This window comes from Paracoccus seriniphilus (assembly GCF_028553745.1).
In the GTDB taxonomy this organism is placed as follows: Bacteria; Pseudomonadota; Alphaproteobacteria; order Rhodobacterales; family Rhodobacteraceae; genus Paracoccus; species Paracoccus seriniphilus.
The window spans coordinates 403846-416676 of the sequence record NZ_CP067129.1 but is presented as its reverse complement, the minus strand read 5'-3'; the positions used below and the strand labels follow the sequence as shown (position 1 = coordinate 416676).

The window sequence follows — 12831 nt, the reverse complement described above, 5'->3', positions numbered from 1 at the left end:
CCTGCCATCCCGCCTCAGTGAAACCCCGCCGCCGCAGGTTGTCGCGGCAGAAAGATCGTCAGCACGCCCAGCACCGGCAGGACCGAACACAACAGGAAGACCCTCTCGATACCCTGCAAATCGGCCAGAACCCCCAGTGCGGCGGCCGCGATTCCGCCCATCCCGAAAGAGAACCCGAAGAACAGTCCGGCAATCATGCCCACACGCCCCGGAACCAGTTCCTGCGCATAGACCACGATCGCGGGGAAGGCCGAAGACAGGATCAGCCCGATGATCACCACCAGCGCCCCCGTCGCCACCAAACCGACATGGGGAAGCGCCAGGGAAAAGGGCAGAACACCCAGAATGGAAAACCAGATAATGCGCAGGGGGCCGACCCGGTCACCCAGAATGCCGCCCAGCATAACGCCCGCGGCCATGCCCGCAAAGAAGAGGAACAGGAATATCTGCGCGCCCTGCGGTCCGATGCCGAATTTCTCGATGGTGAAAAAGGTGAAATAGCTGTTCATCGAGGCGGTATAAATATTCTTGGTGAAGGTCAGGATTGCCAGAACCACGATGGATCGGATCACCACGTTGCGCGGCAACCGCAATGCCGTATCGGGCCGGGAAACGGCACTGCGTCGCCGACCCTCGGCCCAGCCTCCGATCCGCCACAAGACGGCGACCCCGGCAGCGGCGGCCACGGCGAACCAGGCCACGGCAGGCCGCCCCAGGGGCACCACGATGAATGCGGCCAGCAGCGGTCCGATCGATTGCCCGAAATTCCCGCCCAGCTGGAACAATGATTGCGCCGTGCCATAGCGTCCGCCCGAGGCCAGCCGCGCCACGCGCGAGCTTTCGGGATGGAAGACCGCCGATCCCATGCCAATCAGCATCGCCCCGGCCAGCAGCATTTCGTATCGATGTGCCAGCGCCAGCAAGAGAACGCCGCAGAATGTCGAGGCCATTCCGACAGAAAGGGACCTCGGCTGGGGATGCCGGTCTGTCACGATCCCGACCACGGGCTGCAACAGCGAAGCGGTCACCTGAAAGGCAAAGGTCATGATCCCGACCTGGGCGTAACTCAGCGAGAACTCGGCACGCAAAAGCGGATAGATCGCCGAAAGCATCGACTGCATGACGTCATTGATCAGATGGCACATGCTGATGCCGATCAGAATCGGCCAGACCGTTCCCGCCGCGGGACCACCCGAACCGGGCGATTTCGCGGAATCCGCAATACCGGCACTTTCCGGTTGTACTGCACTTTCTGTCGCTGACATGGCCCTATCCGATATCAATAATTGCCTGATGCGCAATTATCAGTTCGAAAACAAATTGAAAATAATAAGCAAGCACAACCATAACGTTTATCAGATTGTCTTTTCGTTCAGGTCGGCAGCGAAATTCATCTTTTTGTCTGTTTAGACAGGTTCAAAAGGATATCCATCAGTTTAGAAACAATATTCGAGCAAGTAGCGAGTTCATTTGTGATGACCAAGATTCCGGGCAAGGTTGCCAGATCACTCCGGCCGGTCGTTTCGGGAAATGGTGTGAAGCGTATGAATACATGGCAGTCCGTGCGGGCCGAAGTGTTGCGGCGTATCCGATCACGGGAATGGCCTCCGGGCGAATTGATTCCGACCGAACAGCAACTGGCGGTTCAACTGGGCTGTGCGCGGGCGACGGTGAACCGCGCGCTGCGCGAACTGGCCGACAATGGCATCATCGAACGCCGCCGCAAGGTCGGCACCCGCGTCACGGCCACGCCATCCCGGCGCACGACATTGGAAATGTCGGTCATCCGCGACGAGATCGAGGCGATGGGCGCCGAATACGGCTATAGGCTGACCTCCTTCAGTCGCTCATATCCGACCGAGGAGGCCATGCGCGCGCTGCAGGTCAGTTCGACCGACGAATTGCTGATCATCAAGGCCAATTACACGGCCGACGGGGAACCGCATTGCTGCGAGGCCGTCTGGCTGAACCCGCGCACATTGCCCCCGCTGACACGCGAAGAACTGGAAGATCAGCCGGCCCATGACTGGCTGGCCCGCAATGTGCCGCTGACCCAGGGCCGCTTCTGCATCCTGGCCGAAGGGGCCACGGGCGATTGCGCGACCAACCTGGGGGTTGCCGCCGGAACCCCGGTGCTGACCATCGAGCGCATCAACTGGAGTGATGCCACCCCGGTTTCCTTTGCACGACAGTTCTACCCCCCGAAACACCGCCTGATTTCCGAAGATTGAACCAGGCGGCGACCCGCGTCAGCAGAATTCGAACAGGCCGGCCGCGCCCTGCCCGCCGCCGATGCACATGGTCACGACACCCCATCTTGCCCCACGCCGGCGCCCTTCCCGCAGGATATGCCCTGCGGTGCGCGCGCCGGTCATCCCGAACGGATGGCCGATCGAGATCGCGCCGCCATTCACGTTGAAACGTGCGGGGTCGATCCCCAATTCATCACGGCAATAGAGGCACTGGCTGGCAAAGGCCTCGTTCAGTTCCCACAGGTCGATATCCGCGACCGTCAATCCCGCGCGTTCCAGCAAACGTGGCACCGCGAGCACCGGACCGATCCCCATTTCATCCGGTGCGCAGCCCGAAACCGCAAAGCCGCGAAATGCCCCCAGAGGCTGCAGGCCCTGCGATGCCGCCAGTTCGGCCTCCATCACCAGCAGGGCAGCGGCCCCATCCGACAATTGCGATGCATTTCCGGCGGTAATGAACTGCCCCTCGCCCCGAACCGGCTTCAGCTTGGCCAGGGCCTCGAATGTCGTGCCCGGGCGATTCCCCTCATCCGCGCTGATGGTGATCTCTTCCTGCCGGGTTTCGCCGCTTTCCTTGTCGGTCACCAGTTTGGTGACACGCATGGGAAGGATTTCATCATCGAACAGGCCCCGCTTCTGTGCGCTGGCGGTACGGGCCTGCGACTGCACCGCATATTCGTCCTGTGCCTCGCGGCTGATGCCATAGCGGCGCGCGACATTGTCGGCGGTCTCGATCATCGTGACATAGAGATCGGGGCGATGCTGTTCGATCCATGCCTCGCGCGAATTCCGGGGTGTCGGCTGCACCATCGAGATGCTCTCCACCCCGCCCACCAGCACCGCGCGGGCGCCCTCTTGCGCCACCATATGCGCGCCCATGGCCAAGGCCTGCAGCCCCGAGGCACAAAAGCGGTTCACCGTCGTTCCGGCGATACTGTCGGGCAGACCGGCCCGGACCGTGGCCTGTCGGGCGATATTGCCGCCGGTGACATATTCCGGATAGCCACAGCCCCAGATGCTGTCCTCGATCAGCGCGGGATCAATTCCGGCCCGGTCGACCACGGCCCGCGCCACTTCCGAGGCCATGACCGCGCCATGGGTCATGTTGAAGGCACCTCGCCCCGCCTTGCCGATCGGCGTGCGGGCGGTCGAGACGATCACCGGCTCTTTCATGCTGTCTTCCCCCTGTTCAGATCGGCGAAATCCCGTCCGCTTTCGACAAGCTGGCGCAGCAGTGGTGCCGCCTGCCAGAAATGATCATCCTCGCGGGAATAGCCTTCGATATCCTTGAGAATGCTCGCCAGACCATATTGATCGGCCCAATGCATCGGCCCGCCGCGCCAACGCGGGAATCCATAGCCGTTCAGCATGACCACATCGACATCCAGCGGGCGCAGCGCGGTGCCATCCGCGACCACGCGCGCGCCCTCGTTCACCATTGCGGCCATATATCGGGCGACGATCTCGTCATCGGTGAAGCTTTTCTCGACCAGCCCCAGCTCGCCCCTTACCTGCGTCAGCAGATCGGCCAGTTCGGGGTCTTCGCGCCCCCCCGGACTGTCTTCATCATGGATGTAATAGCCACGCCCGGTCTTGCGTCCCAAACGACCCAGCTCATACAGCCGGTCGGCAAAGACGGGAATGCGGTCGCGGGAATGGCGGTCCGGCGCCCTGCGCTGACGCGTGAAATAGCCGATATCCAGCCCCGCCAGGTCAGAGACCGCATAGGGCCCCATGGCAAAACCGAAGGCGGTCACGGCCCGGTCGATCTGATAGGGCGAGGCACCATCCAGCACCATGGCATCCGCCGCCGCACGATAGTGGGTCAGGATCCGGTTGCCGATGAAGCCGTCGCAATTTCCTGCCCTGACCCCGATCTTGCCCAGACGTCGGGCCAGCAGAAAGCCGGTGGCGACGACATCCGGCGCGGTCTTTCCAGCGGCCACCACCTCCAGCAGGCGCATGACATGGGCCGGAGAAAAGAAATGCAGCCCGATCACGTCCTGCGGGCGCGAGGTCATTTCCGCGATGCGATCCACATCAAGATACGAGGTATTGGTGGCCAGCACCGCACCCGCTTTGGCCACCCGGTCCAACGCCGAGAAGACCTGCTGCTTGACTTCGATCTTCTCAAACACCGCTTCGATGATCAGATCGGCATCGGTCAGAGCGTCATAACTATCGGCGCTGGTAAATTTCTCGGCCAGAATGGCATCGCATCTGGATTGCGTGATCTTGCCGCGCTTGACCGCCCCGCGCAGGATACCGGCCACGGTTCCGGCGGCCCTATCGGCGGCGGGCCGGTCACGTTCTGTCAGCGTCACGGCCAGACCGGACAGCAGGGCCGAGGCCGCGATCCCCGCCCCCATCGTTCCGCCGCCAATCACGCCCAGCTGCGTCAGATCGCGGGGCAAAACGCCTTCCAGCTCTGGCAGATGCGCCACGGCGCGTTCGGAAAGGAAAGCATGGATCAGGGCCGAACGCTGCGGGCTGTCCATCAATTCCGTGAACTTCTCGCGCTCTTGCGCCAGTCCTTCCGGCAATGGCAGCAAGCCCCCCTCGACCACTGAATCCACGGCGCGCAGTTGAGCGATCTGCCCCGGATACCTTTTGGCCAGCCTTGCCCGCAATCCGGCCACCAGATCCTCATCGATTTGCGGCGGAGCCATTGCCGCACAGGGCCGCGGACCGGCCTGCGCGTCCACAAGCGATTGCGCATATTCGCGGGCCGCCTCATTCAGATCGCCTTCGGCAATGCGGTCGATCAGACCGATCTTCAACGCCTCTTCCGCCCCGATCCGGCGCGCCGAAGTGATAAGATCAACTGCGGGAGCAAGCCCGACAAGACGGGGCAGACGTTGTGTTCCCCCTGCCCCCGGCAGAATGCCAAGCGTGACCTCGGGCAGTCCCATTTCGGCTCCGGCCGCGGCAATCCGGTAATGCGCACCAAGCGCCACCTCCAGCCCGCCACCCAGCGCCGTGCCATGCATTGCCGCGATGACGGGCTTGGGCATTGCCTCGATCTGGGCGATCACATCGGGCAGCAAGGGTGGTTGCGGCGGCTTGCCGAACTCCGAAATATCCGCGCCCGCGATCCAGGTGCGACCCGCGCATTGCAGGATCGCCACCCGAGCCAGATCGTCTCCGGCGAAACGCCCGATTGCGTCGGCCAACCCCGCGCGCAATGCAGCCGATGCCGCATTCACGGGCGGATTGTTGATTTCAATGATCGCGATAGCGCCGTCGCGGGCATAGGTCGCTGTCATCGGAAAACCTCACTACTCACTATTCACTCGGGGATGCCGCCCAGGCCGGGGTCTCGGGCTGGCCCATCATGCGTTGCAATTGTCGAACGGCCTGTTGCAGCCTTGGCCCCACGGTCTGATGGATCGTCCTGTCTGGCAGCGCCTCATCCTGCGCACCGCAGGTAAAAGCGGCCGGACCAGCCATCCGGCTGGATCTGAAGGGCACCGACACTGCCGAGATATTCGCGGAATGGCGCAACTCGTGACCGATCACCGCATAGCCCTGCGCAATCAGCTGACCATGCCCCTCGCGGCGCAGATCCGACAACGGCCGTCCATCCGGGCAAGGTTCGGGATGATCCGCCATCAGGCCGGAAAATTCGGCCATGGTCGTGGCCCCCAGAACCGCCAGCCCCGAGGACGAGGCCCCGATCGGAAGCCGGTGCCCCACCTCCAGCCAGATCGAGGCGACATTGGCAGGCCGCCATGTTCGCACCAGTGCCAGCTTGTCGCGATCGCGCACCGCGAACAGAACCAATGTGCCGGTTTCATCGGCAAGGGCCTGCATCATCTCTTCAGCCGGGTCCAGAAATGACAATGACGCCGCCGCGACATGCCCCATGGCCAGCAGAGTCGGCCCCGGACGATAGAGGCCATTGCGCTGCGGTTGGGTCAGATAGCCCAGACATCCCAGCGTGAAGGTCAGCCGCGACACCGTCGATTTCGGCAACCGCGTGCGTTCGGCGATCTCGGCATTGCTCAGACCGTCATCGCCTGCCCGAAAGGCACGCAGCACGGAAAGCCCGCGCGCCAGAGTCGTCGCGAAATTGCGGTCCTGTTCATAATCGGGTCGGATTGGTTCTCTCATCTCGATCACATCGAAGCCGGAATGAAGGTCGCGATGACCGGGAACAGCAGCAACACCAGCAAGACCAGCACATCGACCATCAGGAACCGCGCGACGCCGGCAAAGATTCCTTCAATCGGAACCTCGCGGGTGACATTGCCGATCACAAAGACATTCAGCCCGACAGGCGGTGTGATCAACCCGATCTCCAGCAGCTTGACCACGATGACCCCGAACCAGATCGGGTCCATGCCGAATCCATGCACCAACGGCACCAGGAAAGGCAGCGACAGCACCAGAATTCCGATGGAATCCACGAACATGCCCAGCACAAGGAAAACCATCACCACAAGGCACAGCATGGTGAAATAGGTCATGCCGTTTCGCTGCGCCCATGTCACGATTGCCTCGGCCGCGCCGGACAGTTCGACAAAACCAAGGAACAATTTGGCGGCAACAACGATCAGCAGGATCGCACCGGTCTGAATCAGGCTTTCCCGAATGCCATGCCACAGCACGTCCAGCGTCAGGCGCTGCTGCACGAATCCGATGATCAGCGTCAGCACCACGCATGTCAGCGCAGCCTGGGTCGCGGTCAGGATGGCGCTATGGAGTCCCCCCAGGATCACCACGAACAGCAACAGTGCCGGCCAAGCCGCAAGGGCGGCCTCGGTGCGGCTGACGGCAGGGCCCTCACATGGCGGGGCACAGTCGGGTTCGCTGCTGACCCACCAGACGATGACCAGCAGCATGCCCGCCAGGGACAGCAGTCCCGGCAGGATGCCCGCCATGAACAGTTGCGCAATCGGGGTTTCGGTAAAGAAACCGTAAAGGATGAACAGGATGGAGGGCGGAATCAGCGACCCCAGCGTCCCGCCCACCGCGACCGATGAGGTTGCCAGTTTCGGATCATAGCCCTGGCGCAGCATTTCCGGCACGCAGATACGCCCCATGGTCGAGGCGCAGGCGACCGAAGACCCCGAGATCGCCGAAAAGCCACCACAGCCCATCACGGCCGCCATGGCCAGCCCACCGGGCAAACGACGCAACCAGACGGCCGCGGCATCATGGATACGCGTCGTCACCCCTGCATAAAAGGCGATATTGCCAAGCGCGATGAACAGGGGAAGCATCAGAAGATCGCCGGAATGGATCAGATCGACCAGCCCCGAGGTCATGGCAAGGACGGATTGAATCAGCGTCGCACCCTCGGTTGCCCCCGGCACACCCAGCGCAAACAGCAGCAGACTGCCCGTAACCGAAACGCCCCCGACGACCAGCGCCACCGGAAGGCGCAGCCACAGCAACCCCAACGCCAGAAGCGCGCCGAGAAACCCGATATTCGCCGGCAACATTCTAGACCGTCTCCTGCGTGTGACGGCCTTCGCCAGATGAAACCGTCCGCTCCGCTGTCGCGATATGCATGCTCAGCCCTGCCACGGCGTGTGATGAACGCGTGATTGCATGGTCCTTGCTCCTTCCACCGTTTCACTTTGCAGCCTTCCATTCCACTATGCGGAATACAATAGCAAATTGACCATAATGTGACTGACAGGCTATCTGGCGCACTGCTGTTCAACCCCCGATGCTACAGGGAACATTATCGGAGTCCTCTTCCATGCCCCGCCTCCTTTTCGGCCCTCTGCTTGCGCTTGTGGCCGTCGTCTCCGCGCATACAGCGGCTCATGCACAAAGCGACCTTCCCTTTACCGCCGAGGATATCGAGGCCGCGGCCTATACCGGCGGCGACCTGCCTGCGGGGCGTTCGGCACTGACGGCCAAGGTCCAGGTGCTTCTGGATCGCTCGGGCACCTCGCCCGGGGTCATCGACGGATTCAAGGGCGGGATGAGCAAAAGCGCGATCATGGCCTTCGAGCGCCGTTCTGGGCTGCCGATGGATGGCGTCATGGATCCGCATGTGTGGAACCTGCTGCAAAGTTTCGCCCATGAGCCGGTGACCATGCGCTATACGATCACCCCCGAGGACGGCGAGGGGCTGGTCGAGGCGATTCCCGCCGATTATGCAGAAAAGGCGCAGATGTCCGCGATGGCCTATACCAGCATCGCCGAACGCCTGGGCGAGCGTTTTCACATGGATGAGAAATTCATCGCATTTCTCAACCCCGGCATCCCGATCATTCCCGGTGCAACCATCAGCGTCGCCGCACCCTCTTCGCCCATCCGAGCCACGGTGACCCGCATCATCGTCGACAAGGCCAATCGCCGCGTCGCCGCCTATAATGCCAAGGGCCGCATGATCGTGGATTATCCCGCGACCATCGGCTCGGATGCAACGCCCTCGCCCTCGGGCAACCATCACGTCGTGACCGTCGCGCTGAACCCGAATTATACCTATAACCCGCAGCGCAACTTCACGCAGGGCAAGAACGACAAGCCGCTGATCATCCCGCCCGGCCCCAATGGCCCGGTAGGATCGGTCTGGATCGACCTGTCCAAGCCCAGCTACGGGATTCACGGCACACCCTCGCCATCGCGCCTGTTCCACAGCCAGTCTCATGGTTGCGTGCGCCTGACCAACTGGGATGCGCAGGAGCTGGCCGGCATGGTGCGCGGCGGCGTGACCACAGTCGAATTCCTTCAGCCCGGCGTCACCATCGCTGATGCAACCGGAATCACCGCCCCGCCTCTGGCCCGCACCTCCAAACCCTTGAAGGCCACCGCCACGCCAGCGGCCATCGCGGCAACCCCGGAACCCAGCGAGAGACTGGAATTCCCCGACCAGACAGCCGTGCCCGATGCCGCGCCAGCACCGGCCACCGATGAAACGCCCGCCGATCCGCTCAGCACGGCCCTGTCAGACGCCCTGCCCGACGGGTTCGTCCCGCCCGGCTCTTCTGAAAACTGACCCCAACCTTGCCGATTGCCCCGATCCTTTGACAAACAGCACCATCGGGGCTTCCGTGCGGTTCTGCCGCCCATCGCGCCAATATGACGGGGACCGGATTTGCCCTAGCTGCTCACCCGCGAGGCGGGCAGGCGCAGAGCTTGGTCAAGCAACTTGAAGCTCTGCGCGATATCCTTGCTGCCCAGCGTCACGAAGTCATCCAGTTGCGGATAGAGGCTGACCGCCTCATCCAGTTTTGGATCGGCGCCGCGGGAATAAAGCCCCGCGCGAATCATCAACTCTGACTCGGCATAGGCCCCCAAAGCCGCGCGGGCACGAGCGATCATCCGGTTCTCCTCGGGCAAGGCCGCATCCGGCAGGGAGCGGGACACGGATTTCACCACATCTACGGCCGGGAAACGCCCGCGTTCGGCAATCGCGCGGTCCAGCACCACATGACCGTCCAGCGTTCCGCGCAGGATGTCGGCGATCGGTTCCTCCATATCCGATGCCGCGACCAGCACGCTGAATATTGCGGTAATATCACCCGAGCCTTCGATCCCGGGGCCTGCGCGCTCGGCCAGGGCCATGACCATGTTCGACACCGAAGGGGGAAAACCGCGAAAGCTGGGCGGTTCCCCTGCGGCAAGGGCAATTTCACGATGCGCCTCGGCAAAACGGGTGATGGAATCAGCCAGCAACAGGACATGCTTGCCCTGATCACGGAAATACTCGGCCACGGCCATCGCGGCCCAGGCGCAGCGACGGCGAATCAGCGGAGAACGGTCCGAGGTCGCAGCGACGATGACGGAACGCGCCATTCCCTGCGCCCCCAACGTGTTCTCGACGAACTCCCGCAACTCTCGCCCACGTTCTCCGATCATGGCGATCACGACGACATCCGCCCTGACCCCGCGCGCCAGCTTCGACAGCAGGGTCGATTTCCCCACGCCCGAACCGGCAAAAAGCCCCAGCCTTTGCCCCGCAACCAGTGGCAGCAGCGTATCGAACACCGCCATTCCGGTGGGCAATCGTTCGCCCAGCCGCTTGCGTTGCACGGCAGGTGGCGCTTCGCAACGAAACGGACGCGGCACCGCTCCACGTGGCAATGGCCGGTCATCCAGAGGCTCCCCCAACGGATCAATGATTCGTCCGATCCATGCATCACATGGCGCGATTTCCGGCGAAAAGAGCAGTTCAGCCTCGGCACCGATGGACAGACCTTCATGATTGCCTTCCGCCAGGACCTCGGCCGCGTGCGGCGTCAGCCCGACAATTTCACCGCCGATCCGGCGATCGGGCATCCGGATCATCACCCGATCCCCGACCGAAGCGCAGCGGTTGAGCCCCTGCAGGCTGATCAGCCCTGCACGGATCGCCTGCACCCGCCCGAAATGTCGCGCCACCCGCAAGGCGGATATCCGTTCGGCGATGGCCTTCAATTGATCCATGGCTGCATCCCTTTCGCTCAGGACAATCATTCCTCACGAAACGGTTTCTAAACCAATTGCCGTTAAGACCGGGTTATCGCCAATGCGGAGAAGCCTCATGTTTGAGAAGATCGAGATGATGCGGATGGCCCGTGCCATGGGGCAGCATGTCGCCCAACGCCAGACCGTGGTCGCACGCAATATCGCAAATGCCGACACGCCGGGTTTCAAGGCCCAGGACCTGCCCGGGTTCGAGGAAAGCTATCACCGCAGCGTCGGCATGGCTGAGCTGAAAACAACATCCATACGTCATTTTTCCACGCCGCAATGGTCCACGGCAATGCCGCGCGCCGAAACCACAGAAGGGGAAAGCTCTCCCAACGGCAATTCCGTTTCGCTGGAGAAAGAGATGCTGAAAGCGGCCGAGGTGAAACGTGCCCACGAGCTGTCGCTTGGTATCTATCAATCCGCGCTGACCCTGATGCGCAGCAGCATCGGCCGCTAAATGGGGGGCGAAAGGATGACGGATCTTCTATCTCCCCTCAGGCTCTCGGCATCGGGCATGCAGGCCCAAAGCGAACGCCTGCGCCGCACGGCGGAAAATATCGCCAATGCCGATACACCGGGTTATCGCCGCAAGCTGGTGACATTCCAGGAGGCAACGTCCTTCGGGCGCCATACCGGCGAGGTCAAAGCCTCGGACACCATGCTTGATCGCCGTGAATTGCAGCGAATTCACGACCCTGCGCATCCGCTGGCGGATGCAGAGGGATATTACCTCGGATCCAACGTGAACCTGTTGATCGAAATCGCAGATTCCCGAGAAGCCGGCCGCAGCTATGAGGCCAACCTGAAAATGTTCGAACAGACCCGACAGATGGGGTCCTCTCTGCTGGAACTGCTGAGACGCTGAAAGGTCATCTCATGATTTTCAATCTGAACGCCGCAAATGCCTATACCGTCGCGCGACAGGCTGTTGCGCCATCACATGCAGCAAGCTCGCCGACAGTCGAACGGCTGGGCTCTGCCGCCGAGGAATTCGCTGCGCAGATGGCGCAGGTCGATGCGGTTTCGACCGGTGCGATGACGGGCCAGATCGAGACACATCAACTGGTACAGACGATTGCCGAAGCCGAACTGGCGATGGAGACGGTCGTCGCCATTCGCGACAAGGTTGTCGAGGCCTACCAGGACATCCTGCGGATGCAGGTCTGAGGAGGCAGCATGAGTGAAACCCTGCTCTTCGACATGCTGCGCCAGGCCTTGCTGATCGCCGTGCGCATTTCGGCGCCGCTTCTGGGTGTGGCGCTGGTCACAGGTGTCGTCATCGGTCTTTTTCAGGCCTTGACCTCGGTTCAGGAGATGACCCTGACCTTCGTTCCCAAGGTCGGTCTGATGCTGGTCGTTTTCTGGGTCACCATGAGCTTCATGACCACCGCCCTTTCCGATTTCTATCTGGGGCAGATCATTCCCCTGATTGCAGGAGGCTAGGAATGGACAATGCGATCTATGCCACACTGACGCGGCAATCCGGCCTGATGAATGAAATGCGCGTCGTGGCGAACAACATCGCCAATGTGAACACGACCGGTTTTCGTCGCGAAGGTGTGATCTTTGCCGAGTATCTTTCCTCGGTCGGAGACCGCGGAAAGACACTGTCGATGGCCCATGCCCGGGGACGGCTGATCGATCTGCGCCAGGGGGTGCTGACGCAGACCAATGGCAATTTCGACCTGGCCATCGAAGGACAGGGTTTCTTTTTGGTGGAAACTCCTGAAGGCAACCGGCTGACGCGCAACGGTGCCTTCATGCCCTCGCCGGAAGGCGAGTTGATGACGGCCGATGGCTTCCGCCTGCTTGACGAAGGACAGGCTCCCATCGTCATTCCTGCGGGGGCAAGCAGCGTCAAGGTCGGCCAGGATGGCACGCTCTCGGCCAATGGTCTGGAATTCGGTCGTATCGGAGTTTTTGCGCCCGCCGGTGACGCGCAGATCACCCATCACGGCGGAACCATCTTCGCCACGGAGCTTCCGCCTGAAGTGATCGAGAACCCGCAGATCCGGCAAGGCTTCCTCGAGGAATCCAATGTCGATCCGGTTTTCGAGATCACCCGCATGATCGAGGTCCAGCGGGCCTATGAACTGGGCCAGTCATTTCTGGACCGCGAAGATCAGCGCATTCGCAACGCAATCTCTGCCATGAGCAGCTGAGA

The 12831-nt window shown here is 62.1% G+C and carries 13 protein-coding genes; 7 read left to right on the top strand and 6 right to left on the bottom strand.

The window, feature by feature from the left end; all coding sequences use genetic code 11:
* Positions 1–14: 14 nt before the first annotated feature.
* On the bottom strand, positions 15–1265 hold the full coding sequence (locus tag JHW44_RS01970; protein WP_089343806.1) for an MFS transporter: 1251 nt from the start codon (positions 1263–1265) through the stop codon (positions 15–17).
* Positions 1266–1544: 279 nt separating this feature from the next.
* Between JHW44_RS01970 and JHW44_RS01965 the strand changes: the two genes are divergently transcribed.
* On the top strand, positions 1545–2231 hold the full coding sequence (locus JHW44_RS01965; protein WP_245847005.1) for a GntR family transcriptional regulator: 687 nt from the start codon (positions 1545–1547) through the stop codon (positions 2229–2231).
* Between the two features lie 18 nt (positions 2232–2249).
* On the opposite strand, the gene JHW44_RS01960 is transcribed toward JHW44_RS01965, so the two are convergent.
* Genes JHW44_RS01960 through JHW44_RS01945 form a run of 4 tightly spaced genes read right to left on the bottom strand, consistent with a single transcriptional unit; the run spans position 2250 to position 7699 of the window.
* Entirely contained in the window at positions 2250–3425 is a 1176-nt protein-coding gene (locus JHW44_RS01960) for an acetyl-CoA C-acyltransferase (protein ID WP_089343808.1), read from the bottom strand.
* Positions 3422–5518, bottom strand: a complete 2097-nt coding sequence (locus tag JHW44_RS01955; protein WP_089343809.1) for a 3-hydroxyacyl-CoA dehydrogenase NAD-binding domain-containing protein — start codon at positions 5516–5518, stop codon at positions 3422–3424. Before JHW44_RS01955 ends, JHW44_RS01960 begins: the two co-directional genes overlap by 4 nt.
* Before the next feature lie 19 nt (positions 5519–5537).
* The gene (locus JHW44_RS01950) at positions 5538–6365 is read right to left on the bottom strand and encodes an IclR family transcriptional regulator (RefSeq protein ID WP_089343810.1); all 828 of its coding nucleotides are present in this window, start codon (positions 6363–6365) and stop codon (positions 5538–5540) included.
* A gap of 5 nt (positions 6366–6370) precedes the next feature.
* On the bottom strand, positions 6371–7699 hold the full coding sequence (locus JHW44_RS01945) for a TRAP transporter large permease (RefSeq protein ID WP_089343811.1): 1329 nt from the start codon (positions 7697–7699) through the stop codon (positions 6371–6373).
* Between the two features lie 263 nt (positions 7700–7962).
* On the opposite strand from JHW44_RS01945, the gene JHW44_RS01940 reads away from it, so the two are divergent.
* A complete protein-coding gene (locus JHW44_RS01940; RefSeq protein WP_245846968.1) occupies positions 7963–9210 on the top strand; it encodes a L,D-transpeptidase family protein in 1248 nt (415 codons plus the stop codon).
* A gap of 104 nt (positions 9211–9314) precedes the next feature.
* Here JHW44_RS01940 and JHW44_RS01935 read toward each other — a convergent pair whose 3' ends face one another.
* Positions 9315–10640 (bottom strand): FliI/YscN family ATPase, encoded by a 1326-nt coding sequence (locus JHW44_RS01935; RefSeq protein WP_089343813.1) that lies wholly within the window; start codon positions 10638–10640, stop codon positions 9315–9317.
* A 97-nt stretch (positions 10641–10737) separates the two neighbouring features.
* Between JHW44_RS01935 and JHW44_RS01930 the strand changes: the two genes are divergently transcribed.
* From JHW44_RS01930 to JHW44_RS01910, 5 genes are read left to right on the top strand one after another with little or no spacing between them, the layout of a single operon-like run.
* The gene (locus JHW44_RS01930) at positions 10738–11124 is read left to right on the top strand and encodes a FlgB family protein (protein WP_089343814.1); all 387 of its coding nucleotides are present in this window, start codon (positions 10738–10740) and stop codon (positions 11122–11124) included.
* Positions 11125–11139: 15 nt separating this feature from the next.
* Positions 11140–11532, top strand: coding sequence for a flagellar basal body rod protein FlgC (gene flgC, locus JHW44_RS01925; RefSeq protein ID WP_089343942.1), 393 nt, complete (start codon positions 11140–11142; stop codon positions 11530–11532).
* Positions 11533–11543: 11 nt separating this feature from the next.
* Positions 11544–11834, top strand: a complete 291-nt coding sequence (gene fliE / locus JHW44_RS01920) for a flagellar hook-basal body complex protein FliE (RefSeq protein WP_089343815.1) — start codon at positions 11544–11546, stop codon at positions 11832–11834.
* A 9-nt stretch (positions 11835–11843) separates the two neighbouring features.
* On the top strand, positions 11844–12110 hold the full coding sequence (locus JHW44_RS01915) for a flagellar biosynthetic protein FliQ (protein WP_089343816.1): 267 nt from the start codon (positions 11844–11846) through the stop codon (positions 12108–12110).
* A gap of 2 nt (positions 12111–12112) precedes the next feature.
* Positions 12113–12829 (top strand): flagellar hook-basal body complex protein, encoded by a 717-nt coding sequence (locus tag JHW44_RS01910; protein WP_089343817.1) that lies wholly within the window; start codon positions 12113–12115, stop codon positions 12827–12829.
* The last annotated feature ends 2 nt before the right edge of the window (positions 12830–12831 follow it).

Bases quoted from the DNA above. Each gene is read 5' to 3' on its own strand.
- JHW44_RS01970 (WP_089343806.1), bottom strand. From the start codon at position 1,265: ATGTCAGCGACAGAAAGTGCAGTACAACCGGAAAGTGCCGGTATTGCG.
- JHW44_RS01965 (WP_245847005.1), top strand. From the start codon at position 1,545: ATGAATACATGGCAGTCCGTGCGGGCCGAAGTGTTGCGGCGTATCCGA.
- JHW44_RS01960 (WP_089343808.1), bottom strand. From the start codon at position 3,425: ATGAAAGAGCCGGTGATCGTCTCGACCGCCCGCACGCCGATCGGCAAG.
- JHW44_RS01955 (WP_089343809.1), bottom strand. From the start codon at position 5,518: ATGACAGCGACCTATGCCCGCGACGGCGCTATCGCGATCATTGAAATC.
- JHW44_RS01950 (WP_089343810.1), bottom strand. From the start codon at position 6,365: ATGAGAGAACCAATCCGACCCGATTATGAACAGGACCGCAATTTCGCG.
- JHW44_RS01945 (WP_089343811.1), bottom strand. From the start codon at position 7,699: ATGTTGCCGGCGAATATCGGGTTTCTCGGCGCGCTTCTGGCGTTGGGG.
- JHW44_RS01940 (WP_245846968.1), top strand. From the start codon at position 7,963: ATGCCCCGCCTCCTTTTCGGCCCTCTGCTTGCGCTTGTGGCCGTCGTC.
- JHW44_RS01935 (WP_089343813.1), bottom strand. From the start codon at position 10,640: ATGGATCAATTGAAGGCCATCGCCGAACGGATATCCGCCTTGCGGGTG.
- JHW44_RS01930 (WP_089343814.1), top strand. From the start codon at position 10,738: ATGTTTGAGAAGATCGAGATGATGCGGATGGCCCGTGCCATGGGGCAG.
- flgC (WP_089343942.1), top strand. From the start codon at position 11,140: ATGACGGATCTTCTATCTCCCCTCAGGCTCTCGGCATCGGGCATGCAG.
- fliE (WP_089343815.1), top strand. From the start codon at position 11,544: ATGATTTTCAATCTGAACGCCGCAAATGCCTATACCGTCGCGCGACAG.
- JHW44_RS01915 (WP_089343816.1), top strand. From the start codon at position 11,844: ATGAGTGAAACCCTGCTCTTCGACATGCTGCGCCAGGCCTTGCTGATC.
- JHW44_RS01910 (WP_089343817.1), top strand. From the start codon at position 12,113: ATGGACAATGCGATCTATGCCACACTGACGCGGCAATCCGGCCTGATG.